This is a genomic window from Streptomyces sp. NPDC102437 (assembly GCF_044765565.1).
Classification (GTDB): Bacteria; Actinomycetota; Actinomycetes; order Streptomycetales; family Streptomycetaceae; genus Streptomyces.
The window spans coordinates 229,120-254,450 of sequence record NZ_JBIWKI010000004.1; the positions used below are offsets into that span (position 1 = coordinate 229,120).

19 protein-coding genes and 1 riboswitch are annotated in these 25,331 nt (G+C 71.6%); of the genes, 7 read left to right on the forward strand and 12 right to left on the reverse strand.

Translation table 11 applies throughout. From position 1 onward, the window contains the following. Positions 1-175: 175 nt before the first annotated feature. Complete coding sequence (locus ACIRJP_RS07755) at positions 176-1,750, forward strand: M23 family metallopeptidase (protein ID WP_404169510.1); 1,575 nt, start codon at positions 176-178, stop codon at positions 1,748-1,750. A gap of 54 nt (positions 1,751-1,804) precedes the next feature. Here the strand turns inward: ACIRJP_RS07755 and pcrA are convergent, their stop codons facing one another. Further along, positions 1,805-4,279 carry a DNA helicase PcrA gene (pcrA, locus tag ACIRJP_RS07760; RefSeq protein WP_404169513.1) on the reverse strand — a complete coding sequence of 825 codons (2,475 nt, stop codon included), beginning with the start codon at positions 4,277-4,279 and terminating at the stop codon, positions 1,805-1,807. A gap of 248 nt (positions 4,280-4,527) precedes the next feature. Further along, a riboswitch (cyclic di-AMP (ydaO/yuaA leader) is annotated at positions 4,528-4,693 on the forward strand. Here pcrA and ACIRJP_RS07765 point away from each other — a divergent pair. Continuing rightward, complete coding sequence (locus ACIRJP_RS07765; protein ID WP_404169516.1) at positions 4,692-5,837, forward strand: NlpC/P60 family protein; 1,146 nt, start codon at positions 4,692-4,694, stop codon at positions 5,835-5,837. (Overlaps the previous riboswitch by 2 nt.) 49 nt (positions 5,838-5,886) lie before the next feature. Here ACIRJP_RS07765 and ACIRJP_RS07770 read toward each other — a convergent pair whose 3' ends face one another. Further along, positions 5,887-6,240 carry a hypothetical protein gene (locus tag ACIRJP_RS07770; protein ID WP_404169519.1) on the reverse strand — a complete coding sequence of 118 codons (354 nt, stop codon included), beginning with the start codon at positions 6,238-6,240 and terminating at the stop codon, positions 5,887-5,889. A gap of 321 nt (positions 6,241-6,561) precedes the next feature. Here ACIRJP_RS07770 and ACIRJP_RS07775 point away from each other — a divergent pair, with 321 nt between their 5' ends. Continuing rightward, the gene (locus ACIRJP_RS07775; RefSeq protein ID WP_404169522.1) at positions 6,562-7,605 is read left to right on the forward strand and encodes an NlpC/P60 family protein; all 1,044 of its coding nucleotides are present in this window, start codon (positions 6,562-6,564) and stop codon (positions 7,603-7,605) included. A gap of 106 nt (positions 7,606-7,711) precedes the next feature. Continuing rightward, positions 7,712-8,473: a GNAT family N-acetyltransferase gene (locus ACIRJP_RS07780; RefSeq protein WP_404169525.1), complete on the forward strand. Its 762-nt coding sequence runs from the start codon at positions 7,712-7,714 to the stop codon at positions 8,471-8,473. A gap of 31 nt (positions 8,474-8,504) precedes the next feature. Here the strand turns inward: ACIRJP_RS07780 and ACIRJP_RS07785 are convergent, their stop codons facing one another. Beyond that, complete coding sequence (locus ACIRJP_RS07785; protein WP_404169528.1) at positions 8,505-9,200, reverse strand: LuxR C-terminal-related transcriptional regulator; 696 nt, start codon at positions 9,198-9,200, stop codon at positions 8,505-8,507. Continuing rightward, positions 9,184-10,482 carry a PspC domain-containing protein gene (locus ACIRJP_RS07790; RefSeq protein ID WP_404169531.1) on the reverse strand — a complete coding sequence of 433 codons (1,299 nt, stop codon included), beginning with the start codon at positions 10,480-10,482 and terminating at the stop codon, positions 9,184-9,186. Before ACIRJP_RS07790 ends, ACIRJP_RS07785 begins: the two co-directional genes overlap by 17 nt. A gap of 169 nt (positions 10,483-10,651) precedes the next feature. Here ACIRJP_RS07790 and ACIRJP_RS07795 point away from each other — a divergent pair, with 169 nt between their 5' ends. Beyond that, positions 10,652-11,992 (forward strand): PspC domain-containing protein, encoded by a 1,341-nt coding sequence (locus ACIRJP_RS07795; protein ID WP_404169534.1) that lies wholly within the window; start codon positions 10,652-10,654, stop codon positions 11,990-11,992. A 156-nt stretch (positions 11,993-12,148) separates the two neighbouring features. Here the strand turns inward: ACIRJP_RS07795 and ACIRJP_RS07800 are convergent, their stop codons facing one another. From ACIRJP_RS07800 to guaA, 5 genes are all read right to left on the reverse strand, one after another. Then, positions 12,149-12,658, reverse strand: coding sequence for a DoxX family protein (locus ACIRJP_RS07800; protein ID WP_376418433.1), 510 nt, complete (start codon positions 12,656-12,658; stop codon positions 12,149-12,151). Between the two features lie 169 nt (positions 12,659-12,827). Beyond that, positions 12,828-14,096 (reverse strand): hypothetical protein, encoded by a 1,269-nt coding sequence (locus ACIRJP_RS07805; protein WP_404169538.1) that lies wholly within the window; start codon positions 14,094-14,096, stop codon positions 12,828-12,830. A gap of 134 nt (positions 14,097-14,230) precedes the next feature. Then, positions 14,231-15,001, reverse strand: a complete 771-nt coding sequence (locus ACIRJP_RS07810; RefSeq protein WP_404169541.1) for a class II aldolase/adducin family protein — start codon at positions 14,999-15,001, stop codon at positions 14,231-14,233. A 118-nt stretch (positions 15,002-15,119) separates the two neighbouring features. Then, the gene (locus ACIRJP_RS07815; protein ID WP_404169544.1) at positions 15,120-15,728 is read right to left on the reverse strand and encodes a Uma2 family endonuclease; all 609 of its coding nucleotides are present in this window, start codon (positions 15,726-15,728) and stop codon (positions 15,120-15,122) included. A 114-nt stretch (positions 15,729-15,842) separates the two neighbouring features. Continuing rightward, entirely contained in the window at positions 15,843-17,438 is a 1,596-nt protein-coding gene (guaA, locus tag ACIRJP_RS07820) for a glutamine-hydrolyzing GMP synthase (RefSeq protein WP_404169547.1), read from the reverse strand. 364 nt (positions 17,439-17,802) lie between these two features. Between guaA and ACIRJP_RS07825 the strand changes: the two genes are divergently transcribed. Continuing rightward, positions 17,803-18,132, forward strand: a complete 330-nt coding sequence (locus ACIRJP_RS07825; protein ID WP_404169550.1) for a chorismate mutase — start codon at positions 17,803-17,805, stop codon at positions 18,130-18,132. 642 nt (positions 18,133-18,774) lie between these two features. Beyond that, complete coding sequence (locus ACIRJP_RS07830; RefSeq protein ID WP_404169553.1) at positions 18,775-19,803, forward strand: LAETG motif-containing sortase-dependent surface protein; 1,029 nt, start codon at positions 18,775-18,777, stop codon at positions 19,801-19,803. Between the two features lie 101 nt (positions 19,804-19,904). On the opposite strand, the gene ACIRJP_RS07835 is transcribed toward ACIRJP_RS07830, so the two are convergent. The 3 genes from ACIRJP_RS07835 to ACIRJP_RS07845 form a co-directional block, all read right to left on the reverse strand. Further along, complete coding sequence (locus tag ACIRJP_RS07835; RefSeq protein WP_404169556.1) at positions 19,905-21,734, reverse strand: GMC oxidoreductase; 1,830 nt, start codon at positions 21,732-21,734, stop codon at positions 19,905-19,907. A gap of 50 nt (positions 21,735-21,784) precedes the next feature. Continuing rightward, on the reverse strand, positions 21,785-23,413 hold the full coding sequence (locus tag ACIRJP_RS07840) for a succinic semialdehyde dehydrogenase (RefSeq protein ID WP_404169559.1): 1,629 nt from the start codon (positions 23,411-23,413) through the stop codon (positions 21,785-21,787). 140 nt (positions 23,414-23,553) lie between these two features. Further along, positions 23,554-25,224: a serine/threonine-protein kinase gene (locus ACIRJP_RS07845; RefSeq protein ID WP_404169562.1), complete on the reverse strand. Its 1,671-nt coding sequence runs from the start codon at positions 25,222-25,224 to the stop codon at positions 23,554-23,556. Between the last annotated feature and the right edge of the window lie 107 nt (positions 25,225-25,331).

The following is a 25,331-nucleotide window of genomic DNA, read 5'->3' on the forward strand; positions in this document are numbered from 1 at the left end:
GCTGTGTGCACAGTCCGTCGAAAGACGGCCGATTGCCCGTTTCCTGAGCCGCCCATGCCCGCCGAAGATTGTCGGCGTCACGTACCGCCGGGTACAGTCGCGGCCACTGCTCCCCCTGGGATCCCCCGCCGGACTCCAGAGCACAGGTCCTGCTGCCGAGGCGAGAGAGAAGTTGGTGAACGACCAGCACCCCCACGCCGGGTACGCCGGATACGACAGTGATGCGACCGGCAGCTTCGACAGCGATCCGCTCTTCGGCTCGCTCCCCGGCGGCCACGACGGCGTGTACGGCAGCGGCTACGGCGCCGGGCAGTCCGGGTACAGCGGCCAGTACGACTCCACGCAGTGGGACACAGGCGCGCACCCGACCACCTCGTACGACGCCTGCACCGCGTACCCCGCGCAGCCCCAGCAGCAGTACGAGGCGGGGCCGACGTACGAAACCACGGCCACCTGGACGCCCTCGGCCGACTACGGCACGGAGACGGCCACGGCCACCGCGACCGCCACGTTCGCCGGGATCCCGGCACAGGGCGGCGCCCCGGACGCCACGGGCCAGTGGGACACCAGCGGCTGGCAGACGAACGCCCCGTGGGCCACGGGCGAAACGGCCCTCTACGACTCCGGCGTGTACGACGCCACCGCCTGGAACACCGGCGCCACGCCCGAGCACGAGCAGCAAATCGCGCAAACCACGGAAACCGCACAGGTTTCCTACGAGGCGCAGTCGGCACATGAGGCGCTCGGAACCCATGAGACCTACGCCGACCCGGGCTCCTACGACCTCTACGACCCGTACGCGCCCTATGCCGCCGCCACTGCCGCAGACAGCACGACTGACGCGGGCATCGCGGCCGACACGGACGACATCGCAGCAGACGCCGCGGCAGCGGACGATCTCCATGCCGCGGCCACCATCAGCGTCGCGGCCATCACGGACGTCTCGGAGGCCGCGCCCGAAACGCGCCGCTCCGTCAGCCGATCCGCAACCCGCGGCGGCGGCGCCGGCCGCAGCCGGCGGCGTTCCCCCGCGAAGCGTTCCGCGCTCCTCACCGTCGCCATCCCCTCCGCCTGCGTGATGAGCGTGGCCGGAATCGCCGCGGCCTCGGTCGGAGGGCTGGGCGGCGAGGACAAGAAGGACGACAACACCACCATGGCGGCGGCCGACCCCGGCTCCGTCAAGCCGGTCGCCGCCAACAACAAGCTGGACACCCAGCTCGCCAACCTCAGCGCCGACGCGGAGAACTTCGCCGACCGCGCCAGCCGCACCCAGGAGCGCATCGACCTGCGGGAGCGGCAGGCCGCCGAGAAGAAGAAGCGCGAGGAAGAGGCCGCGCGCAAGGAGGCCCTGCGCCCCAAGTTCGTCATGCCGGTCGAGCGGCACGGCCTCAGCGCGTACTTCGGCCAGGCCGGCGTCAACTGGATGTCCGTGCACACGGGCATCGACTTCCCCGTCCTGCAGGGCACGCCCGTGATGGCCGCGACGGACGGCACCGTGCGCACCCAGCTGAACAGCGCCTACGGGAACATGGCCATCGTCACCATGGCCGATGGAACCGAGACCTGGTACTGCCACCTCAGCGCCACCAAGATCCGCTCGGGCCCGGTCAAGGCCGGTGACGTCATCGCGTATTCGGGCGACACCGGGAACTCGACGGGCCCGCACCTGCACTTCGAGGTGCGCCCCGGTGGCGGAGCTGCAGTGGATCCGCTGCCCTGGCTCCGCAGCCACGGCGTCAACCCCACCTGAGACCCGAGCCCGGCGGGGCGGGGGCCAAAACCCCCGCCCGCTCGCTCGCCCCGTCTACAGCTTCTCGACCGGCGCGTACCGCAGCAGCAGCTTCTTCGGCCGTTCGTCGCCGAAGTCGACCGTGGCCTTCGCCTGGTCACCGATGCCCTCGACCGCCGTGACCGTGCCGAGCCCGAACTGGTCGTGCGTGACCCGGTCCCCGACGGCCAGCGTGACCGTCGGCTTGTCGGAGGTACGCCGGGTGGCGAAGCCCGAGGGCCCGGAGCGCGAACGCGACGAGGACAGCGACGAGGTGATCCCCGACGTCGGTCCGGCCGGTGCCGCCATCGGCCCGGTCCGCTTCCACTCCAGGTGCTGGTCCGGGATCTCCTCCAGGAACCGCGACGGCGGGTTGTACGAGGGCTGCCCCCACGCACTGCGCATGGCGGCCCGGGTCAGGTAGAGCCGCTCGCGGGCCCGGGTGATGCCGACGTAGGCGAGGCGCCGCTCCTCCTCCAGCTCCTTCACCTGTCCCAGCGCCCGCATGTGCGGGAAGACGCCGTCCTCCATGCCGGTCAGGAAGACGACCGGGAATTCGAGGCCCTTCGCGGTGTGCAGCGTCATCAGCGTGATGACGCCGGAGCCGTCCTCGTCCTCGTCGGGAATCTGGTCGGAGTCGGCGACGAGTGCGACCTTCTCCAGGAACTCGGCGAGCGTGCCCGTGCCGGGGGCCGTGCCCGCGGCCGCGTCCGCGCCCTCCTCGCCGGCCGCTCCGCGCTCCTGCTCGAATTCGAGCGCCACGGCGGCCAGTTCCTGAAGGTTCTCGATCCGGGTCTCGTCCTGCGGGTCGGTGGACGCCTGGAGCTCGGCGAGATAGCCCGTGCGCTCCAGGACGGCCTCCAGGACCACCGCGGGACCCGCGCCCGACTCGACGATCGTGCGCAACTCCTCCATCAGCGTGTTGAACCGCTTGACGGCGTTGGCCGACCGGGCCGCCATGCCGTACGCCTCGTCGACCCGGCGCAGCGCCTGCGGGAAGGTGATCTTCTCGCGCATCGACAGAGCGTCGATCATCGCCTCGGCGCGCTCGCCGATGCCGCGCTTGGGCACGTTGAGGATGCGGCGCAGCGGGACGGTGTCCTCCGGATTGGCGAGGACGCGCAGGTAGGCCAGGATGTCCCGGACCTCCTTGCGCTCGTAGAAGCGCACGCCGCCGACGACCTTGTAGGGCAGGCCGACGCGGATGAAGATCTCTTCGAAGACGCGGGACTGCGCGTTCGTACGGTAGAAGATCGCGACGTCACCGGCCTTGGCGTCGCCCGCGTCGGTGAGCCGGTCGATCTCGTCGGCGACGAACTGCGCCTCGTCGTGCTCGGTGTCGGCGACGTAGCCGGTGATCCGGGCGCCCGTGCCGGCGTTGGTCCAGAGGTTCTTGGGGCGGCGGCTCTCGTTGCGCTCGATGACCGCGTTGGCGGCGGACAGGATCGTCTGCGTGGAGCGGTAGTTCTGCTCCAGGAGGATCGTCATCGCGTTCGGGTAGTCCTCCTCGAACTGGAGGATGTTGCGGATGGTCGCGCCGCGGAAGGCGTAGATCGACTGGTCCGCGTCACCCACTACGCACAGCTCGGCCGGGGCGTCGCCCTCGCCCGCCGGGCCGACCAGCTCGCGTACGAGGGTGTACTGGGCGTGGTTGGTGTCCTGGTACTCGTCGACCAGGACGTGCCGGAAGCGGCGGCGGTAGTGCTCGGCGACATCCGGGAACGCCTGGAGCAGGTGGACCGTCGTCATGATGATGTCGTCGAAGTCGAGCGCGTTGGCCTCGCGCAGCCGGGACTGGTACATCGCGTAGGCCTGGGCGAGGGTCTTCTCGAAGCCGTCCGCGGCCTGGCCGGCGAAGGTCTCCTCGTCGATCAGCTCGTTCTTCAGGTTGGAGACCTTGGCCGTGAACGACTTCGGAGGGAAGCGCTTCGGGTCCAGGTCGAGATCGCGGCAGACCAGGGCCATCAGCCGCTTGGAGTCGGCGGCGTCGTAGATCGAGAACGACGACGTGAAGCCGAGCCGCTTCGACTCGCGGCGCAGGATGCGTACGCACGCACTGTGGAAGGTCATGACCCACATCGCGTTGGCGCGCGGTCCGACGAGCTGCTCGACGCGCTCCTTCATCTCGCCCGCGGCCTTGTTGGTGAAGGTGATCGCCAGGATCTGGCCGGGGTGCACCCCGCGCTCCGCGAGGAGGTGGGCGATCCGGTGGGTCAGCACCCGGGTCTTGCCCGAGCCGGCCCCGGCGACGATGAGGAGCGGGGAGCCCGCGTGGACGACGGCGGCGCGCTGCTCGGTGTTCAGCCCGTCGAGGAGCGCCGCCGAGTCGATGACGGGGCGGTGCGCGCCGTCGCGGTAGTAGGCGTCCCTGGGCGGCGGGGGCCCGTCGAACACGCCCGCGAAGAGGTCCTCCGGCACCGCTTCGGGTGCGGAGTCCTCGGGGGGCGGCGGGGGCTCTTCCTCCGAGTGCTGGAGGCCGGCCAGGAAGCTGTCGTCAAAGAGGCTGCTCATCGCTTGTCGAGTCTAGGCGGCCGCGCCGACACCCGGAGGCCGCATGGCCAACCACACAGAAGGCGGCAAACACGCAGCGGGACCGGCCACCCACTCCACGTGAGGAATTCCGGGCCTCCGCCACCCGTCGCGGTCAGGTAACGAAAACGTATCGGGCATATCGAACATCAACCTTCCCAGCAGCACCATGGGTTGGCTAGCGTGCTCGACCGGGCGGCCCGTACCCCCTTGAGGCGAACCACGCCGAGCGGGCGCCTGCGCCGAATCCGGGCTGCCCCCACGGCAGTTCGGAACCGGGGACCCATACGCAGTACCGGGGTGAATCGGTCCTTATCCCCCACTCGGACCGTAGGGCAGCCTTCCGTTCCGCCCGAACCCGACAGCTAACCCGGTAGGCGGTCCACGGAAGGAGATGCCGGCCTTGGCATCCCATCGCAAGCCGCGCACCCTGGTGCGCACCACCACACCGGCCATCGGTCTCACCACGGCGGCCCTGGCGTCCGTGACCCTGCTCTCCACGCAGAGCGCGGTGGCCGCGCCCGATCCGAAGCCCAGCGTCGAGGACGTCCAGAAGAAGGTCGACGACCTCTACCGGCAGGCGGGCACCGCGACCCAGCAGTACAACCAGGCGAAGGAAGCCTCCGCCGCCCAGCGCGCCAAGGTCGACGCCCTGCTGGACGACGTCGCCAAGCGCGCCGACAAGCTCAACGACGCCCGCAGGACGCTCGGCACCTACGCGGCCGCGCAGTACCGCAACGGTTCCATAGCGCCGAGCGCCACGTTCTTCCTGGCCGACGACCCGCAGTCGTACTTCGACCAGAGCCAGCTGATGGACCGGATGACCAGCCGGCAGCAGAAGGCGATCACGGACTTCCGTACGCAGCAGGCCAAGACGGCCAAGAAGCGCGCCGAGGCGGTGCGGAGCCTGGAGACGCTGACGACGACGCAGGCCACGCTGCGCACCAGCAAGCAGGACGTCCAGACGAAGCTGGGCGAGGCGCGCACGCTGCTGTCGAAGCTGACCGCCGAGGAGAAGGCGCGGCTCGCGGAGATCGAGCGCAAGAAGGAGGCGGAGGCCAAGCGCAAGGCCCAGGAGCTGGCGAAGCAGCAGGCCGAGGCGGACCGCAAGGCCGAGGAGGCCGCGAAGGAGTCAGGGAGCGGCAGCGGTACGGGGACGGGCACCGGAACCGGCTCGGACAGCGGCGCCACCACCAAGGCGGAGCAGGTCCTCGCCTTCGCCAGGGCCCAGATCGGCAAGCCGTACGTCTGGGGCGCGACGGGCCCGGCGTCGTACGACTGCTCCGGGCTCACCCAGGCCGCGTGGAAGGCGGCGGGGGTCGACATCCCGCGCACCACGTGGGACCAGGTCGAGATCGGCACCCGGGTCGCCACGGCGGACCTGCGGCCGGGGGACCTCGTCTTCTTCTACGACGACATCAGCCACGTCGGCATCTACAAGGGCGGCGGGATGATGATCCACGCGCCGAAGCCCGGAGCGAACGTGCGCGAGGAGTCGATCTACTACATGCCGATCTACGGGAGCGTGCGGCCCGCGTAGGGAATCGCGCCCGCGCCGCCCCGGTGCCGGGGCGGCGCCGCGGGCGGGATCAGACCCAGAGGGTGGCGATGAAGATGTTGAGGAGCGTCAGCCCGCCCACCGCCGCGAAGGCGCCCTTGTCGACTTTCTCCTCGTCCCGCTTGACGTAGACGAGCGCGAGGACGGCGATCAGGACGAGCAGCTTGACGCCGATCTTGATGTTGTTGACGTGGTTGCCGTCGGCCTGGTTGAGCCCGACCAGTGCGACACCGGTGACCAGCATGGTCAGCGCACCGTGCAGCATCGCCGGGACGAACCGGGCCGTGCCCGCGCCCATCGCCTTCATCTGGGTCAGGAAACCGCCAAGCAGGGAGGCGATACCGATGATGTGCAGGGCGACGAAGACATGAATGAGTACGTCCATGAGGCCGCAGCCTAGCCCCGGCCACATCACCGCTCGGAGGGCAGGTGCGCCTTCGCCGCTTCCCGGTCACTTCACTCGCTTCCGTACTAATTGCCTGACTCTGGCGTAATTTTTCCGATCGTTCGACGACAGCGCCGCGCCAAGTTCGGACAATAAGCGTCATTACGACTCCTGCCGGTGCCCCGGGTTTAGCGTCGCTGACCAGACGACCGGATCGCCGCCGCTCCGTACGCGGACGGTGCACCGGTCGCCCCGCCGAGAGTTGTGGCGGGCCCACCGGTATCCCCCGGCGGGCAGTCGTCAGGAAGGACGCACGCCCTCGTGGCAGCGCATCGAAAACCCAAGCAGCGCTTGTACACCGGCCCTGCTGCCCGCACCGCGGCGACCCTCGCCCTCGCCGGGGCCGCCACCGCCGCCGCCCTGCCCGGCCCGGCGCACGCCGACCCGCAGCGCACCCCCGCCCAGGTCAAGGCCGAGGTGGACCGGCTGTACCACGACGCGGAGGTCGCCACCGAGCAGTACAACGGCGCGAAGGAGAAGGCGACCGCCGCCGAGCACGCCCTCGACACCCTGCGCGACGAGGCCGCCCGCCGGACCGATCGCCTCAACGCCTCTCGTGACGCACTGGGTTCGTTCGCCGCGGCGCAGTACCGCGCCGGCGGCCTCTCCACCTCCGTGCAGCTGGCGCTCTCCTCCGACCCCGACCAGTACCTGGAACGGGCGTCGTACGTGGACCGCATCGGCGACCGCCAGGCCGCCGCGCTCGCCAAGGTCCGGCGGCAGGTCGCCCAGATCGCCACGCTGCGCTCGCAGGCCGAGGAGGAGCTGGCCACGCTCACCTCCCGCCGGGCCGAGCTGAAGAAGCACAAGGCGACGATCACCACCAAGCTGGCCGAGGCACAGCGGCTGCTCGACCGGCTCACCCCGCCCGAGCGCACCGCCTACGAGAACGCCGGCCACGGGTCGGCCGACCGCGCCGACCGCTCCACAGCGCGCGGCCCCGTCCGGGCGCCGAACGCCCGCGCCGCCGAGGCCGTCGCGTTCGCGTACGGGGCGCTCGGCAAGCCGTACGTCTGGGGCGCCACCGGCCCCTCCTCGTTCGACTGCTCCGGTCTCACCCAGGCCGCCTGGCGCTCCGCGGGTGTCTCGCTCCCCCGGACCACGTACACCCAGATCAACGCCGGGCAGCGCGTATCGCGCTCCGAACTCGCGCCGGGCGACCTGGTGTTCTTCTACTCCGGCATCAGCCACGTCGGGCTGTACATCGGCAACGGACAGATGATCCACGCCCCGCGCACCGGGTCACCGGTCCGGATCGCACCGATCGACCAAATGCCCTTCGCCGGGGCCACCCGGGTGGCATAGGCTCCGGCTCCGATCGGGATCGACCCGCCATCGGAGCAACTGCCTTCGGGCCGGACCGCCATCGGACCGGCCCACCGTCGCCCAACCGGCCGGAGGACCACCCCACATGACCATGGACGCCGAGGTCCAGAACCACGCCCGTACGCTCGCCCAGCGCTCCCCGGACCACCTCCGGGTAGGGCCCTTCACGGTGCGCCACAACCCCAACTGGTCGATCAAGTACGCCAATTACGCCATACCCGACCAGGACGCCGAGCCGACCCCCGCCGATCTCGACGCACTGGTCGCGGCGTTCCGCGAGCACGACCGGCTGCCCCGGCTGGAGTTCCTGCCCGGTGCGGCGCCCGCGGTCGAACCCGCGCTGCTGGCCGCCGGGTTCACCGTCGAGAACCGGGCCCCGATCATGGCCTGCGCACCGGACGGCCTGCTGACGCCGAAGCAGGTGGACTCCCTCACGATCACCGAACCGGCCACCGACGCGGAGCTGGCCGCCGCCGCGCTCGTCCAGCACCACGGATACGGCGGCACCGGCGAACCCGAGGCCGGTGTGGCGGACTGGCTGCGCACCGCGGCCCGGGACGGCGGGGTCGCCGCCCTCGCCATGGTCGACGGCGTACCGGCGGGCGCGGGCGGCTGCTCCGTCCCGGTCGACGGCCTCACCGAACTGGCCGGTCTCGCCGTCGCCGACGCCTACCGCCGCCGCGGCATCGGCGCCGCGCTCTCCGCGCATCTGACCGCGACCGCCTTCGAGCGCGGCTGCCGGGTGGTGTGGCTGGAGCCGGGCGACGCCGATGTGGAGCGGATCTACGCGGGCATCGGCTTCCGCAGGATCGGCGAGAAGCTGAACATCTCGCTCGAACCGGCCTGACGGGACCGCCTCCCGACGCCCGCCGGCGTACTCAGACCAGCCGCCGGGCCGTCGCCCACCGGGTCAGCTCGTGGCGGTTGGAGAGCTGGAGCTTGCGCAGCACCGCCGAGACGTGCGACTCGACCGTCTTCACCGAGATGAAGAGCTGCTTGGCGATCTCCTTGTAGGCGTAGCCCCGGGCGATCAGCCGCAGCACCTCGCGCTCGCGCTGGGTGAGGCGGTCCAGGTCCTCGTCGACCGGCGGCGCGTCGGTGGAGGCGAAGGCGTCGAGGACGAAGCCGGCCAGCCGGGGCGAGAAGACCGCGTCGCCGTCCTGGACCCGGAAGACCGAGTCGACCAGGTCGGCGCCGGTGATCGTCTTGGTGACATAGCCGCGGGCGCCGCCCCGGATGACGCCGATGACGTCCTCGGCGGCGTCCGACACGGACAGCGCCAGGAACCGCACCGGGTTCTCGACCGCCCCCATCAGCGGGGCGCAGCGGCGCAGCACCTCGACGCCGCCGCCGCCGGGCAGGTGCACGTCGAGGAGGACGACCTCGGGGCGGGTCGCCGTGATGACGGTGACCGCCTGGTCGACGTCGGCGGCCTCGCCGACCACCTCGACGCCGGTCTCCTCGGTGCGGCCGATCTCGGCCTGGACGCCGGTGCGGAACATCCGGTGGTCGTCGACGAGCACGACCCGTACCCGGCGCTCCGGGCCGTCGGTCGCCTCAGTGGTCCTGGTCATCGCTCGCCCTCTCCATCTCCAGCTCGACTTCCGTGCCCCCACCGGGCACCGAACGCAGCCGCGCCGTACCGCCGTTGCGCTGCATCCGGCCGATGATCGATTCTCGTACGCCCATTCTGTCCCCCGGTACGGAGTCCAGGTCGAATCCCGGACCCCGGTCGCGCACCGAGACGAAGACCGTACGGCCCTCGACCTCCGCGTAGACCTGCACGGCGCCACCCTCGCCACCGTACTTGGCGGCGTTGACCATCGCCTCGCGCGCGGCCTGCATCTGCGCGGCCAGCTTCTCGTCCAGCGGGCAGTCGCCGACGACGACCACCTCCAGCGGGACGCCGTGCTTGTCCTCGACCTCGGCGGCGGCGCGCTTGACCGCTTCGGCGAGGGTCTCGGGTTCGTCGTCCTCGTCCTTGCCGGTCCCCTCGGGGTTGTACAGCCAGTTGCGCAGTTCGCGTTCCTGGGCGCGGGCGAGCCTGCGGACCTCGCCGGCGTCCTCCGCGTTGCGCTGGATCAGGGTGAGGGTGTGCAGCACCGAGTCGTGGACGTGGGCGGCCACCTCGGCGCGCTCCTGGGCCCGGATGCGCATCAGGCGTTCCTCGGAGAGGTCCTGGGTCATGCGGACGAGGTAGGGGCCGGCCAGCAGCGCGATGCCGGTGAGGACGGCGATGGCCGCGGTCATGACGTTGCCGAGCTGGGCCGCGGAGCCGCGTACCACCATGAAGACGGCCAGGCCCAGGCCGACCAGGGCGACCCCGGCGAGCCCCCGGGCCAGGTGCAGCACCCGGCGGCGGCTGCCGACCTCCATCCAGCGGGCGCGCCGGGCGTTGTCGGCCTGCCGCCACACCAGTACGGAACCGGCACCGATCAGCAGCGTGGGCCAGATGTAGCGGTTGGCCCCGCTGCCCATGTCGACGTTGCCGACGAAGATCATGGCGCCGAAGAGCAGCGCGATCAGGGCGAAGACCTGGCCCCGGTCGGGTTTGCGGAGCCGGCGGCTGCCGTCCGGGGCGGTCTCGAAGACCGAGCGCGGTGCCTCGACGCCGCCGACGCCGAGCGGGACGACGATCCAGAACACGGCGTAGAGCAGCGCTCCGAGGCCGTCCGCGAAGAAGAGGCCGAGGAAGACGAACCGCACCCAGACGACGGGCAGCCCGAGATGCCCGGCGAGGCCGCGCGCGACGCCGCCCAGCAGCCGTCCGTCGGCGCTGCGGTACAGCCTGCGCAGCGGCGGCTCCTCCGGAGCGGGGTTGCGGGAGCTGGCGGCTCGGCTCGTGGCGGCTGGCATGCCCCGATCGTCACATGTCCGTACGGGTGGAGGCATCAGGGTCGGCCCCCGAATCGACCCTGAGAGCCCGGGGCCGGGACCGCCCTCAGGGGTGCGGCGGGCCAATATCAGGGATCGGCCAGGGTCGGCTCGGGTCCCGGACGGGCTCCCGGCCCGTCACCATGGAGCCATGACCGTTCCCCAGGACACCGCCCCCGGTGTCGCTCCGCCCCCCGAACCGGCCCCGCTGCTGCGGCGCAGTCCGCAGCACAAGGTCGTGGCCGGGGTGTGCGGCGGGCTCGGCCGGTACTGCGACGTCGACCCGGTGATCTTCCGGATCGTGCTCGGTGTGCTGTCCGTGACCGGCGGCATCGGGCTGATCTTCTACGGCTTCGCCTGGCTGCTCGTCCCGGTGGACGGCGAGGAGGAGAACGAGGCGCGCAGGCTGCTGTCCGGCCGGGTGGAGGGGGCGTCGCTGATCGCGGTGCTGCTCGCGCTGATCGGCTGCGGTCTCTTCCTGTCGATGCTGGGCAACGGCGGCACCCTGGCGTTCTCCGCGATGCTGTCGCTCGCGGTCGTCGGATTCGCCGTGTGGACGCAGCACCGCAGGACCGCGGCGCCCGAGGACCCGCTGCATCCGGCGACCGCGCAGGCGGTGGCGGACGCGCCCCCCGAGGTGAAGGCGCCGCCGACGCCGGGCAGCCCGTCGTGGTGGCGGGACCCGATCGTCAAGGACGGTACGACGGGGCCGGTGGGCGCGGGCTATCTGTGGGGTCCGGCCGACACGGTGGTCCCGCCCCGTTCGGCCCGGCCCGCGGGTGCCGCGCCGAAGGATCCGTTCCGCACGCCCCGGCCGGAGGCCGGCACCAGGGGCCCGACCTCGATCGGCGGTGTGGTGTTCCTGTTCGCGCTGATCGCGGGCGGTCTGGGCACCTCGCTGAGCTGGGAGTCCCAGCCGCTCGGTACGAGCCTGCAGTTCGGCCTGGCCGCCGCGCTCGCGGTGTTCGGGCTCGGCATGCTGGTCAGCGCGTTCCTGGGGCGGACCGGGTTCGGCACGGTCATGCTGTCGATGGTCACGGCCGTCCTGCTGGCGTGCGCCTCCGCGCTGCCCAAGGACATCTCGACCCAGTGGGTGCGCGAGGGCTGGCGCCCCGCCTCGGTGGCCGCCGTCCAGCCGCGGTACGAGCTGGGCACCGGGGTGGCCCGGCTGGACCTCACCGGGATCGAGGTGCCCCGGGGCGAGACCCTCGCGACCGAAGTGGGCGTGGGGGCCGGCCGCGTGGTCGTGGTCGTGCCGAAGGAGGTGACGGTGAAGGTGCAGGCGCGAGCGAGCCTCGGCGACATCACCCTGCCGGTCAGCCGGCCCGGCGCGGCCCCGGCCGGCGAGGCGCCGGTCGACGTGGACATCAGGCCGTCGCAGAACGAGCACCGGACGCTGCCGCCGTCCCCGGGCAGCAGGCCGGCGGGCACGGTGGAGCTCACTCTCGAAGTCGGCATCGGACAGGTGGAGGTCACCCGTGCTGCGTCATGAGATCCGTCCGGGGCGGGCGGTGGCGGGCCTCGTCATGCTCGCGCTGGCGGCGGGATACGCGGCGGACGCCGCGGGGTTCTGGGACGCCCCGTGGGTGTTCTTCTTCCCGCTGTTCTTCGGCGGCCTCTGGCTTGCCGCCACCGCGACCTGGGTGAACTACCGGATCCGTCGCCGCCGCGACGCGAGAAGGGCGTCCGCGGAGAACGCCGCGGCCCCGCCGAGCAGCAGCGGCAGCCAGGCCATGAGGTAGACCAGGTCGTTGCCGAAGTAGTACGGCGAGACCTGCCAGCTCACGGTCAGCCACAGGCTCAGCGAGATCAGCGCCCCGCCGAGCGCGGCGAGCCGTGCCCACAGCCCGACGAGGGTGCCGAGGCCGACGAGCAGTTCACCGATGGCGATGGCGTACCCGAAGGCGCCGGGGCTCTTCAGCGCGAGGTCGACGAGGGCCGGGATCGCGGAGGAGTCCCGTACCGCGTGCATGGTCTCGCCTATGGAGCCGGCGCCGCTCGCCCGGAAGAAGCCGCTGTCCGTGAGCTTGTCGAGCCCGGCGTAGACGAAGGTCACGCCGAGGAAGATCCGCAGCGGCAACAGGGCATGCTCCCGCGCCAAGTCCTTGAGCCCTCTCGACTCACCCAGACCGCGTACGTTCATTCCGTACCCCTGCATGTGGCTGCACCGCCTTCCGTAGACCCGTCACCAGACGATACGTAGGCGGGAACCGCGCTGCTCACCCGGTGGGACCTCCGGCCGGATTCCGCCGCCGGCCTGGGCGGTCGCCGGGCCAGGGGGCCCGGGAGTCGCGAGGTCCGGCGTGGCAGGGGCCGGAGCGCGGCTGTCAGTCCGTCACATCGATCTCGACCCGGTTCGTCTCCACCCCGGCGGCGGTCACCACCTGCACCTCCACCACCCCCGGTTCGACCTCCACCGGCACCGGCACGGTGAGCACGCCGTCCGTCGGGTTGGCGAAGCCTCCGGCGACCGGGATCAGCGGCACATGCACATGGACCCGGCCGATCCGGACGACCAGGCGGGCCAGCCGCTCCGGGGTCCCGGCGCCGGGCGGCACGAAGCCCGCGCCCCGGATCTCGATGTCGTCGCCGGTGCGGACCGGTGCGTCCAGGTCCCCGGCCTCGCGGGCCCGGACCACCGAGAGGATCACCGGCCGCCCGCCCTCCGCGTACTTCCCGGCGAAGTAGGCGAGCGCCGAGACGGTCACCAGCAGCGCCAGGCCCCAGGGCAGGTCCGGCAACTGCTCGGGCCGGCGGGCGAGGCGGACCGCGGCGAACAGCACGGCGACGGTGCTCACCAGCACGTACTGCACATCCGTGAAGCTGCCCCGCCCGGAGTCGTCGGTGAGCAGATCGGCGGCGCGCGGCCGGACGGCCCGCAGCTTCTGGAGCCGCCCGGACAGCGTCCGTACGGTCACCACCCGGCGTACGACGACGGCGACGGCGCAGACCAGCGCGAGCACCGTCACCACCCCGGCGCCCCGGGCCAGGTCCAGCCCCTCGATCAGCTCGTCCCGTTCGCCGGGGCGGGAGGCGCCCGCCAGCTGGAGCGCCAGCACCAGTACGGAGAAGACCGCGAGGAGGACCCAGGAGGCGGCGACCGCCCGGGAGGTGGAGAGCCGGTGGTCCTCGCCGATCAGCGGGGCGAGAAGGCCGCCCCGGGCGCGGTGGACATGGGCGGCGCCGGTCAGCAGGCCCGCGGTGACGAGTCCGGCGACCAGCCCGGCCGTGCGGGCGTTGGTCCAGCCCGCTCCGATGGCGGTGACGGCCTCACCGATGACCAGCAGGGCGACGCCTCCCCACACCGCGATCAGGGTGCGCCGCCAGACCCGGTACAGCCAGGCCTCGCCCGCCTCCCGGCCCCGTTCGGCGACGGTCCTGGCGGACTGGGTCAGCTCGTCCGACACCCACTGCCGGGTCGCCGAGGCGGACTGCGCGACCCCGGGCGGCAGCCCCTGCCCGGCGGCGAGTTCGTCCCGCTTGGCCAGGAACGCGGCCACCGCGCGCCGATGGCCCTCGCGCGCCCCGTGCGGGCAGTCGCCGCACGTGCAGCCGCCCCCGTGCGTGCTGCCCGCCCTCGCCTCGTCCAACGCCACTGGGAACGCCGCCCTTTCAAGCCCCGGTACAGCCAACTCTGCTGCGATTGCTGCGAATTGTGCCGTACGACGGGGCTCCGGACCGCATCGGGGCGGCCCCCGGGCGGCGATCGACCGAATGTGCGACCGAATCCTCAGAACGCGCGACTGATCCGGCGCCACAGGGGCTGGTAGTTGATCCAGGCCACCAGGTCGTTGCCCAGTTGTTCACGGGTGGCGAGCGCGTCCGGGTGCTCGATCAGCACCGGCTTCCCGGCGGCCCGCGCGGCCAGCTGCACCTGGCAGGAGCGCTCCAGCGCGATGAACCACCAGGCGGCCGCGTCGACCGAATCGCCGACGGTCAGCAGCCCGTGATTGCGCAGCACGATCGCCTTGTGCCCGCCGAGCGCGGCGGCGATCCGGCGCCCCTCCTCCTCGTCCACGACGACCCCGGTGTACGCGTCGTAGAGGACGTGGTCTTCGTAGAAAGCGCAGGATTCCTGGGTGATCGGCTCGATGAGCTCGCCGAGCGCGGACAGGGCCCGCCCGTGCACGGAGTGGGTGTGGGCGACGGCGACGACGTCCGGGCGGGCCCGGTGCACCTGCGCGTGGACGGCGAACGCGGCCTGATTGACGTGGTGGCGCCCCACGACGACCTGGCCCTCGCCGTTGACCAGGATCAGTTCGTCCGGCGCGAGCCCGGCGAACGTGGCCCCGAAGGCGTTGACCCAGAAGCAGTCGGAGAACTCCGGGTCCCGCGCGGTGATGTGCCCGCAGACCCCGTCCTCGTACCCGTACTCCCCGAACAGCCGGAGCGCCCCGGCCAGCCGTTCCTTGCGGTACGCACGCTCGTCGGCCACGGATTCGTGGACGGGCGGCATCGCGAAGTGGAGCTGGTCCACGGGTACGGGTGTGGGCTCGGACATGGCGGCTCCTCGTGGCTCCCAGGACGTACGGGATCGGAAGTTACCGCCGGTTGCCGCAAGTGGCCAGGGGTACGGGGAGGGATGGGCTGCGCGGAACCGTCCTCGGGGGACGCGCCCCTCACCTGCCGCGGTTGTAGATCCGGGTGAGGTCCGCCTCGATCAGGAACGGAACGTCCAGCTTGAGCTTGTTGTGGTAGATGCCCGTCGGGGTGTACGCCTGCCGGGCCGGGTCGAGTTCGTACACGTACACGATCGGCAGACCGTCGGCGTCCGCTTCCACCCGCCAGAAGTGAACGACTCCGGCGGCTGCGTACTTGCGCGGCTTGACGTCGCGATCGCGGTCCTGGGAGTCGGGTGACACCACTTCCACGACCAGGACGACGTCCTCGGGCTCGTACCAGGTCTGGTCGGCTCCGGTGTCGGCCTCAGCCCGGTAGACCACCATGTCGGGCTCCGGGCGATTCCGCTTGTCGATCCTGATGGTCATTTCCCGGTCGACATCGAGATCCTGCGGCAGATGCGCGAGCAGCGCCTGCTCCAGCAACCACATCGTGCGGGTGTGGAATTTCCGCTGCGGACTCATGAAGACGAGACTCCCGTCGATCAGCTCGGTGTGGGGCGGGAGGCCCGGGATCCGGTCGAGGTCGTCCGCTGTCCATCCGCCCTCGGGCGGGACGGGCCACCGGTACCGCTGCTTCTCAAGCCTGGGCTCGGGTGCGGCGCTCATGATTGCTCCCATGGGGCAGAGTCTCGTCTCCTCAGCCAGCGTACCCAGCTCATACGACGATGCCGCCGCCCAAACGAATGAGCGACGGCATCGGCATTGACCTGGCGGGAGGGGTCACTCCCACTCGATGGTGCCCGGCGGCTTGCTCGTCACGTCGAGCACGACGCGGTTGACGTCGGCCACCTCGTTGGTGATGCGGGTCGAGATCCGGGCGAGGGTCTCGTAGGGCAGGCGCGACCAGTCGGCCGTCATCGCGTCCTCGGAGGAGACCGGGCGCAGGACGATCGGGTGGCCGTAGGTGCGGCCGTCGCCCTGGACGCCGACCGAGCGGACGTCGGCGAGCAGGACCACCGGGCACTGCCAGATGTCGCGGTCCAGGCCGGCCGCGGTCAGCTCCTCACGGGCGATGGCGTCGGCCTCGCGGAGCAGGTCGAGCCGCTCCTTGGTGACCTCGCCGACGATCCGGATGCCGAGGCCGGGGCCGGGGAACGGCTGGCGCTGGACGATCTCGTCGGGCAGGCCGAGCTCCTGGCCGACCATGCGGACCTCGTCCTTGAACAGCTGGCGCAGCGGCTCGACGAGCGAGAACTCGATGTCCTCGGGGAGGCCGCCCACGTTGTGGTGCGACTTGATGTTGGCGGTGCCGGTGCCGCCGCCGGACTCGACGACGTCCGGGTAGAGGGTGCCCTGGACGAGGAAGGCGACTTCCTCGCCGTCGGCGGCGCCCTCGGCGACGATCTCGGCCTGGGCCTGCTCGAAGACCCGGATGAACTCGCGGCCGATGATCTTCCGCTTCTGCTCGGGGTCGGAGACCCCGGCCAGCGCGGTCAGGAAGCGCTCCTCGGCGTCGACGACCTTCAGCTGGACTCCGGTGGAGGCCACGAAGTCCTTCTCGACCTGCTCGCTCTCGCCCTTGCGCATCAGGCCGTGGTCGACATACACGCAGGTCAGCTGGGAGCCGATGGCCTTCTGCACGAGGGCCGCGGCGACCGCCGAGTCCACCCCGCCGGACAGGCCGCAGATGGCGCGCTTGGTGCCGACCTGCTCGCGGATCAGCGCGATCTGCTCCTCGACCACATTGGTCGTGGTCCAGGTCGGCTCGATGCCGGCGCCCCGGTAGAGGAAGTGCTCCAGGACCTGCTGGCCGTGCGTGGAGTGCAGGACCTCGGGGTGGTACTGGACGCCGTAGAGCTTCTTCTCGTCGTTCTCGAAGGCGGCGACCGGTACGACGTCGGTGGACGCGGTGACGGTGAAGCCCTCGGGGGCGGCGGAGCAGGCGTCGCCGTGCGACATCCAGACCGACTGCTCTGCGGGCGTGCCCTCGAAGAGCGTGGAGCCGGTCTTGGAGACGGTGAGCGGGGTACGGCCGTACTCACGGGCACCGTTGTCGTCGACGGTGCCGCCGAGCGTGGTCGCCATCAGCTGGAAGCCGTAGCACATGCCGAAGACCGGGACGCCGGCCTCGAACAGCGCACGGTCGAGGGACGGCGCGCCCTCGGCGTACACCGAGGAGGGGCCGCCGGACAGGATGATCGCCCGGGGGTTCTTGGCCAGCATCTCGGCCACCGGCATGGTGGACGGGACGATCTCGCTGTAGACCCGGGCCTCACGGACGCGTCGGGCGATGAGCTGGGCGTACTGCGCGCCGAAGTCGACAACCAGAACCACGTCGGTGGTGGTGTCGGGGGCGGCGGGGGGTGCTGCTGGCACGGGCGGCCTTCCGGCGGTGAAGGGGGGCGAAAAGCGGGGTCTGTTTTGTCGATTCTACCGGGGTTGCGGAGTCCGCTGTCGTCCCGCTCGTGCTCAGGTGCGGGGTCATCGCTTCCCGGACCCGGCGTCTCAGCATCCGGGCGCCGTGTTGGTCCGCCCACGGCGACCGGGCCATACTGGTTCCATGCTTCAGCACACGACCTTCGTCTTTACCTATGGCATCCGGCCCGCCGGCTGCCATGGTCGTGCTGCTTGATCCCACCGACAAGCAACGTTCCAGGCGCCCCGGGCCGAAAGGCCCGGGGCGCCTTGGCGTTACGGACCGGCCGGCCTCGGGGACCACACCCCACGAGGAGTCACCACCATGACCAGCACCGCCCCCGCGCAGAGCACCGCGAAGAGCACCGCCACGAAGACCGCCGTCGAGAAGACCGGCGCGGGCACCGAGGAGGCCGCCGCGCTGATCGATGACGCGCGGACCCGGATCGACACCCTCGACGACCGGATCATCGGGCTCGTCCAGGAACGGATGGCCGTCTCGGCGGTCATCCAGGAGGCCCGGATCACCTCGGGCGGCCGCCGGATCAACCTCGCCCGCGAGATGGAGGTCCTGGGCTCGTACCGGGACGCGCTCGGCAGGCCCGGCACCTCCCTCGCCATGACGCTGCTGGAGCTCTGCCGCGGCCGGGCGTGACACCCCGCGGACCGGGGGTACTCCGGCGTATCCCAGTTCGGGCCGACTCTCACCCGTACGGCGCGTGACCGGGTCCGGCGCGGCTTCGTTGGTCCCGGTGTCCGTGCCAGCCAGGGGCGGCTCTGGAAAGAAACCACGCGTGGCTCCGCTGGTGCGTGTGGCGTACCGCAGGTACGCCGTGGGACCGCGCTCCAGCGTGCGTGACCGGTCGGCAGGGGACAGCAGCCCGGTCACCCCAGGAAACGGCCGGCTCCGGGGACGCCCGGGGCCGGCCGTTTCCGTTCGAGAGGCGGTCGGCCTGCCTGCTTGAGCAGCAGTCGAACCGTCTGCTGCTCGATATGCGGTCGAACCGTCTGCGCGATGCGGGCCGTGTCCTGGCACCCGACGTACGAGGACCCGGCATACGAGGGCGCCGCCGGCCGAATCCCGGTCCGCGGGGCCCTTTCCCGTACCCGCCCACGTCAGGCGTGGCCCCGGGACGTGAGGGGCGTCACATAAAGGTTCTGTGAGTGTCTGGACAACCATTGCCGCGGACCACGGGTCAACCATGCGGAACCACCGGCCCCGCTCGTGCTGCCGCACGGCGGGCCCGTCCCGATACCCGTATCGCTCATCGCGGTACGCCGGACTTCTGAGGTCACCATGAAGCTTCGCCGAGCCCTGGCGCTCGCCGCCGCCACGGCAGTCATCGCACCGGCCACGCTCCTGGCCTCCACCACCGCGTTCGCCGAGACCACGGACGGCAGCGCTGCCGCCGAGACCACCGTCTCGCCCTCGCCCAGCGACTCCGATTCCCCGGCGACCGAGCCGGCCCCGTCCGCCTCCGAATCCACCTCCGCCGAGGCCCCCGCCGAGGAGCCCGGCGAGCCCGGTCCCGGCGAGGAGTCGGAGTCCGCCGAGGGCTCCGCCCCGGACCCGGACGAGGCCGTCGGCGCGACCCCGAGCGATTCGGCGAGCGCCTCGTCGTCCGCCTCCGCCGCCCCGTCGGAGTCCGAGGACCCGGAGGAGCCGACGGAGTGCGCCAAGTCCGACCTGGACATCTCCATCACCGGCCTGCCGGGACAGATCGTCCGGGGCAGCGGCTGGCACAAGTTCAAGATGAACGTCTACAACTCCTCGAAGTCCGCCGTGAAGGAGATCGACTACTTCGCGGGCGCCTCCTCCGACAAGGCGGGCAACGACCTCTTCCGCTCGAAGCAGGTCAGCCTCCAGGCCCTGGACCAGGAGACCGGTAAGTGGGAGGAGCTCAGCGAGGACGGTCGCGCGGTCGGTTACGTGGGCCAGTCCGACGAGATCCCCGCGGGCTACGAGGTCGACATCCCGCTGCGCATCAACGTGAAGCAGACCGCCCCCGTCGGCGCCGGTTTCACGCTCGGTGCCGGTCTGTACGTGGGCGACAAGGACTGCATGGGCGTCAGCGACGTCGCGTACAAGTTCAAGATCGTGAAGTCCGGCGGGGGCGGCTCGGTGCCGCAGACCGGTGGCAGTGCCCCGGTCCCGGTCACGAAGCCGGCCGGCAACACGGCGGGCAAGGTGTCCGGCAGCCTCGCGGAGACCGGTTCGTCCTCCGCGCTGCCGGTGTTCGCCACCGCGGGCGGCGCGGCCGTGGTGCTCGGCGCGGGCGCGATGTTCATCGTGCGGCGCCGCAGGAACGGTGACGCCGGCGTGTGACGCGTCCGCTCACCGTGAGCGTGAGGGGCTGCACTCGGAGGGGGGTGCAGCCCCTTTCTGCTGCCCGGGCCCGCACTCTCGGCCGCGGCCTGTCCGTCCTGCTACGGCTTCTTCTTCGGCGGGACGGCCGGCAGCCCGAGAAACGGCAGCTTCAGCGCGCCGAACGCGTCCTCGGGCACCGCCGGTGACCGCGGCTCGACCGCGGTCAGCCGCTCGTACTCCTCGCCCTGCGCCGGACGCGGGTCCGCCTCGCCCTTGTTGGGCCAGAAGGACATCGCGCGCTCGGCCTGCGCGGTGATGGTGAGCGACGGGTTGACGCCGAGGTTCGCGGAGACCGCCGAGCCGTCGACGACCGAGATGCCGGGGTGTCCGTAGAGCCGGTGGTACGGGTCGATCACCCCGTCCTCGACGGAGGCGCCGATGGGGCAGCCGCCGAGGAAGTGTGCGGTGAGCGGGGTGCCCATCAGCTCGCCCACGTTCGAACCCGCGAATCCGTTGATCTCCTCGGCGAGCAGCCTGGCGCTGCGCGTCGCCGTCTCGATCTGGGTCGGGTTGGGCGCGCCGTGCCCCTGCCGGGCGGTGAGCAGGCCCTTCCCCACGCCGCCCGGCTTGCGGTACGTCGTCAGGGAGTTGTCGAGCGACTGCATGACGAGCCCGATGATGGTCCGCTCCGACCAGCGGCGGTTGGAGAGCGACCGGGCGGCGAGCGTGGGGTGCTTGACCAGTTCCAGCAGCCACCTGCGCACCCGGTGCGCGCCGTACGGCACCTGGAGGACGGTCAGCGCGCCCATCGAGTTGGAGCCCTTGCCGTAGCGGACCGGCTCGATGTGCGTGTTCTCGTCCGGGTGGATCGAGGAGGTGATGGCGACACCGCGGGTGAAGTCGGCCCGCGCGGTCCCGTGCTTCTTGCGGTAGCGCCGGTCGCTGGTCTGTGAACCGACCAGGCCCTCGGAGTTGGTGCGGGTCAGCTCGCCGAGCCTGGGCGAGATCCGGGGCAGCAGGCCGGTGTCCTTCATCCGGTGCAGCAGTGTCTGGGTGCCGTACGTGCCCGCGGCGACGACGACCCTGCGGGCGGTGAACGTGCGGCCCTTGCCCTTCTTCCGGTTGTCGGTGGGGAGGGTCTTGACCGCGTAGCCGCCCGTGGAGTTCTCGGTGACCGCGACGACCGAGGTCATAGGGTGGACGACCGCGCCGGCCTGCTGCGCGAGGTGGAGGTAGTTCTCGTTGAGGGTGTTCTTCGCGCCGTGCCGACAGCCGGTCATGCATTCGCCGCACTCGGTGCAGGCCTTGCGGGAGGGCCCCGCCCCGCCGAAGAACGGGTCGGCGACCTCGCCGCCCGGCCGGGCCTTCGCCGTGCCGTCACCGTCCTCGCCGTCCCCGAAGAAGACGCCCACCGGCGCCATGTGGAACGTGTCGCCGATGCCCATGGCCTGCGCGGTGGCCTTCAGGTGGACGTCCGACGGGGTCATGGTCGGGTTGAGCCGGACCCCCAGCATCCGCTTGGCCTGGTCGTAGTACGGGCCCAGCTCCTCGCGCCAGTCGGTGATGTCCTTCCACTGCGGGTCCTCGAAGAACGGCGCGAGCGGCTCGTACAGGGTGTTGGCGTAGTTCAGCGAACCACCGCCGACGCCCGCTCCGGCCAGCACCATGACGTTGCCCAGCAGGTGGATGCGCTGGATGCCGTACAGGCCGAGCGTCGGGGCCCACAGGAAGTTCTTCAGGTCCCAGGAGTTCTTGGGCAGTTCGGCCCGGGTGAAGCGGCGGCCCGCCTCCAGGACCCCGACCCGGTAGCCCTTCTCGGTCAGCCGCAGCGCCGACACCGCACCGCCGAAGCCCGAGCCGACGACGAGCACGTCGTAGTCGTACGCGGCGTCGTCGTCAGCCGTTTCCGGGCCGACGGGCCGATTCTGGGCAGGGCTGTCCTGGGCCATGGCTCTCCTCGGTGCGAAACGGGCGGAAAGTGCTGCGGTACCACCGGTGTTCAGCGCAGGCGGAACGCCTTCATCGCCTTGAGGCTGACGCTCATGAACGCCGCGTACTTCTCGTCGTCCATGCCGAAGGCCGGGGCGAGCGGCATCAGCCGCTGCTGGGCGACGGTCTGCGCCTCGGTGTACTTGAGGATGCCCTCGGAGCCGTGCCGTCGGCCGAGGCCGGATTCCTTCATGCCGCCCATCGGGGACTGCACGCTGCCGTACGCGGGGGCGTACCCCTCGTTGATGTTGACGGTGCCGGTGCGCAGCCGGGCGGCGATCTGGTGGCCGCGCCTGGAGTCCTTGGTCCAGACACTGGAGTTCAGGCCGTAGGGGGTGGCGTTGGCGAGGGCGACGACCTCGTCCTCGTCGGTGAAGCGGTAGATGGAGACGACCGGGCCGAAGGTCTCCTCGCTGCACACGGCCATCGGTGCCTCGACGCCGTCGAGGATGGTCGGCTCGTAGAACAGCGGGCCGATGTCGGGGCGGGCGACGCCGCCCGCGACGAGCTTGGCGCCCTTCTCGACAGCCTCCGCGACGTGCCGGGTGACGGTCTCCAGCTGGCGCTCGCCGACCAAGGAACCCATGTCCGCGCCGTAGGCGAGGGAATTGCCGAGCCGCATGGCCTTCGTACGGGCGGCGAAGCGGGCCACGAAGTCGTCGGCGATCGACTCGTGGACGTACAGCCGCTCGATGGAGATGCAGAGCTGGCCGGCGGAGGAGAAGCAGGCGCGGACGGCGCCTGCGGCGGCCTTCTCCACGTCGGCGTCCTTGAGGACCAGCATGGCGTTCTTGCCGCCGAGCTCCAGCGAGACGCCGACGAGCCGGGCCGCCGCGCCCTGCGCGACCTCGCGGCCGGTGCGGGTGGAGCCGGTGAACGAGACGTAGTCGGCGTGCTTGACGACCTCGGGGCCGACGACGGGGCCCTCGCCGAGGACGACCTGGAAGACCTCGGCGGGCAGTCCGGCCTCGATCAGCAGGTCACGGGCCCACAGCGCGGTCAGCGCGGTCTCCGTGTCGGGTTTCATCACGACGGCGTTGCCGGAGACGAACGCGGGCAGCGCGTCGCCGACGGACAGCTCGAGCGGGTAGTTCCACGGCGCGATCTGCCCGATGACGCCGCGCGGCTGGCGCAGCTCGGTGACCTTGGTGAGGGTCGGTACGACCCCGGTGTGCCGCTTCGGCTTCAGGTACGAGCCGGCCCTGCGCCCGTAGTGGCGGGCCGCGACGGCGACGGCCTGCACCTCCTCATGGGCGTGCAGCCGGGCCTTGCCGGTCTCCAGCTGGATGAGATCGAGCACCTCGGCCTGGCGGCTGAGCACCAGGTCGTGGAAGCGGAGCAGTACGGCGGCCCTGGCGCGGACGGGCGTCGCGGCCCAGGCGGGCTGGGCGGCACGGGCCCGCTCGAAGGCGCCGGCCACGTCCTCGGGGGTGGACTCCGGCAGGTCGGCAAGCTTCTCCCCGGTGAAGGGGGTGTGGTTGGCCGTACGGCCCGAACCGGCCACACCCCGGGTCAGCTGGGCGATCACCTCGGGAGTCACCACATCGGCGGCGGTGCGTACGCCCGCGGGCGCGGCGGCCACCGGGTTGGTGCCGACCGGGGCTGCGGAGGTGGATGTGGAGGCCTGCGAGTCCGTCATGAGGGCGAGAGTACGTCCAGCCGCACACTTTGGGTACCCGTGGGTAACGGGTTTTCACAGTCCCCACAAACAAGCCAGCGATCACTGGCAACAAAGCCCCTGATCAGGAGCCCTTCCTCCAGGGAAGGGGTCGGTGGGCCTCAGCCGGAGCTGCCCGGCGCGCGCCAGCCGCGCAGCATCGTGTCGAACTGTGCCCGGGTCGTGTCCCAGTCGTCCGCCGGGCCCGTCATGTACAGCGCGTACTCCGGGCCACCCTCCTCGCCGAAGTACATCTGGTCGATGGCGTGGCGCGGGCCCGGATGGTCCTTGGTCTCGGTCCAGGTGAACTCCCAGAGCGAACCCGGACGGTCCCGGTAGGTGTTGGAGTGCAGGGTCTTGCGCTCGTAGCCGGGGAGCCGCGTGGAGAGCTGCGTCTCCAGGCTCAGCATGTGCATGTACGGGTTGTCGAAGTCGGGCGCCGGGTCGATGCTGATCCGGATGTAGTGCACGCCGTTGTCCGGGGTGTAGTCGATCTGGTTGCCGTCCGCCCGGCGCTCCCAGCCCTCGGGCACGGTCAGGCTGAAGCCCTCGGGGTCCTCCACCCGCTTCCAGCCGTCGGGCACGTCCTTCACCCGTACGTCGGGCTCGTCCGGCGGCGGGGCCTTGGTGTCGGTGTCGGCACCGGGCTTCCCTGGGTCGACGGGCGCGTGCGTGCCCGTGCCGCCGCGCCCGGTGTTGTCCTCCGTCCGGTCGCCGTACTTCATCGCGGCCAGTCCCGCGCCGCCGCCGACCAGCGCCGCCGCCGCGATGACCAGGGCCGCGGTGCGCCAGCGGCCGCGGCCGCGCCGGGTCGTCGGGGCCGGTGCGGCAGTGGTGGGGTGGGGCAGCCGGGTGGTGCCGGGGGCGGGCGGGCCGGACGGGCCGTCCTGGCTCAGGGAGCGCAGGACCTCGTCGGGGACGCTCTGCGTCGGTACGAACGCCTGCGCGGCCACGGGCTTGCGGCCCTCCATGGCCTCCAGCAGCATCCGCTCCGTCTCCGCGGCCGACGGACGCTCGTCCGGCTCCTTGCGGAGCAGCGCGGTGATCACGGGGGCCAGCGGGCCCGCCCGGCCGGGCGGCGGGGGCTCGTCGGCGACGACGGCCTGCATGGTGGAGATCGGGGACGTACGGCGGAACGGCGAGCGGCCCTCGACCGCGGTGTAGAGCGTGGCGCCGAGCGACCACAGGTCGGAGGCCGGTCCCGGGTCGGCGCCGCGTACCCGTTCGGGTGCCAGGTAGTCGATGGAGCCGACCAGCTCACCGGTCCGGGTGATGGTCGAGTCGCCCTCGATGGCGGCGATCCCGAAGTCGGTGAGCAGCACCTGGCCGTCCTTGGCGAGGAGCACGTTGCCCGGCTTCACGTCACGGTGCAGGACCCCCGCCCCGTGCGCGGCGCGCAGGGCGCTCAGCACATGGAGGCCGATCCTGGCTGCCTCGCGCGGCTCGATCTCACCGGACTCCTTGGCCGCGTCGGCGAGGGACGGGCCGTCGACGTACTGCATGACGATCCAGGGCCGGTTGTCGTACTCGATCACGTCGTGCACGGTGACCACGCCCGGGTGCGTGATCCGGGCGGCCGCGCGGGCCTCCTTCTGCGTGCGGGCGTGCAGCACGATCCGGTCGGCCTCCGCGACGTACTGGCCGGCGGTCAACTCCTTGACCGCGACCGTGCGGTGCAACACCTCGTCGTGGGCCCGCCAGACCTTGCCCATGCCGCCGCGCCCGAGGACCTCGCCCAGCCGGTACCTTCCGGCCAGCACCAGTCCCGCGTCCGTGCCCTGTGATCGATCCACGTATCCCCGCCCCGTTCCTCGGCTGCCAGATTACGGAGCGGACGCACGGCCACGGAACCTCGCACCGCCCACGAGACCGCACTGTGATGCTTGTCGCTCCCTCCCCC

Excerpts from the sequence above, each read along its gene's own strand:
- ACIRJP_RS07800 (WP_376418433.1), bottom strand. The coding sequence starts at position 12,658 with ATGCAGGGGTACGGAATGAACGTACGCGGTCTGGGTGAGTCGAGAGGG.
- ACIRJP_RS07770 (WP_404169519.1), bottom strand. The coding sequence starts at position 6,240 with ATGGACGTACTCATTCATGTCTTCGTCGCCCTGCACATCATCGGTATC.
- ACIRJP_RS07840 (WP_404169559.1), bottom strand. The coding sequence starts at position 23,413 with ATGACGGACTCGCAGGCCTCCACATCCACCTCCGCAGCCCCGGTCGGC.
- ACIRJP_RS07765 (WP_404169516.1), top strand. The coding sequence starts at position 4,692 with ATGCCGGCCTTGGCATCCCATCGCAAGCCGCGCACCCTGGTGCGCACC.
- ACIRJP_RS07785 (WP_404169528.1), bottom strand. The coding sequence starts at position 9,200 with ATGACCAGGACCACTGAGGCGACCGACGGCCCGGAGCGCCGGGTACGG.
- ACIRJP_RS07810 (WP_404169541.1), bottom strand. The coding sequence starts at position 15,001 with ATGTCCGAGCCCACACCCGTACCCGTGGACCAGCTCCACTTCGCGATG.
- ACIRJP_RS07825 (WP_404169550.1), top strand. The coding sequence starts at position 17,803 with ATGACCAGCACCGCCCCCGCGCAGAGCACCGCGAAGAGCACCGCCACG.
- ACIRJP_RS07795 (WP_404169534.1), top strand. The coding sequence starts at position 10,652 with ATGACCGTTCCCCAGGACACCGCCCCCGGTGTCGCTCCGCCCCCCGAA.
- ACIRJP_RS07790 (WP_404169531.1), bottom strand. The coding sequence starts at position 10,482 with ATGCCAGCCGCCACGAGCCGAGCCGCCAGCTCCCGCAACCCCGCTCCG.
- ACIRJP_RS07815 (WP_404169544.1), bottom strand. The coding sequence starts at position 15,728 with ATGAGCGCCGCACCCGAGCCCAGGCTTGAGAAGCAGCGGTACCGGTGG.
- ACIRJP_RS07830 (WP_404169553.1), top strand. The coding sequence starts at position 18,775 with ATGAAGCTTCGCCGAGCCCTGGCGCTCGCCGCCGCCACGGCAGTCATC.
- pcrA (WP_404169513.1), bottom strand. The coding sequence starts at position 4,279 with ATGAGCAGCCTCTTTGACGACAGCTTCCTGGCCGGCCTCCAGCACTCG.
- ACIRJP_RS07780 (WP_404169525.1), top strand. The coding sequence starts at position 7,712 with ATGACCATGGACGCCGAGGTCCAGAACCACGCCCGTACGCTCGCCCAG.
- ACIRJP_RS07835 (WP_404169556.1), bottom strand. The coding sequence starts at position 21,734 with ATGGCCCAGGACAGCCCTGCCCAGAATCGGCCCGTCGGCCCGGAAACG.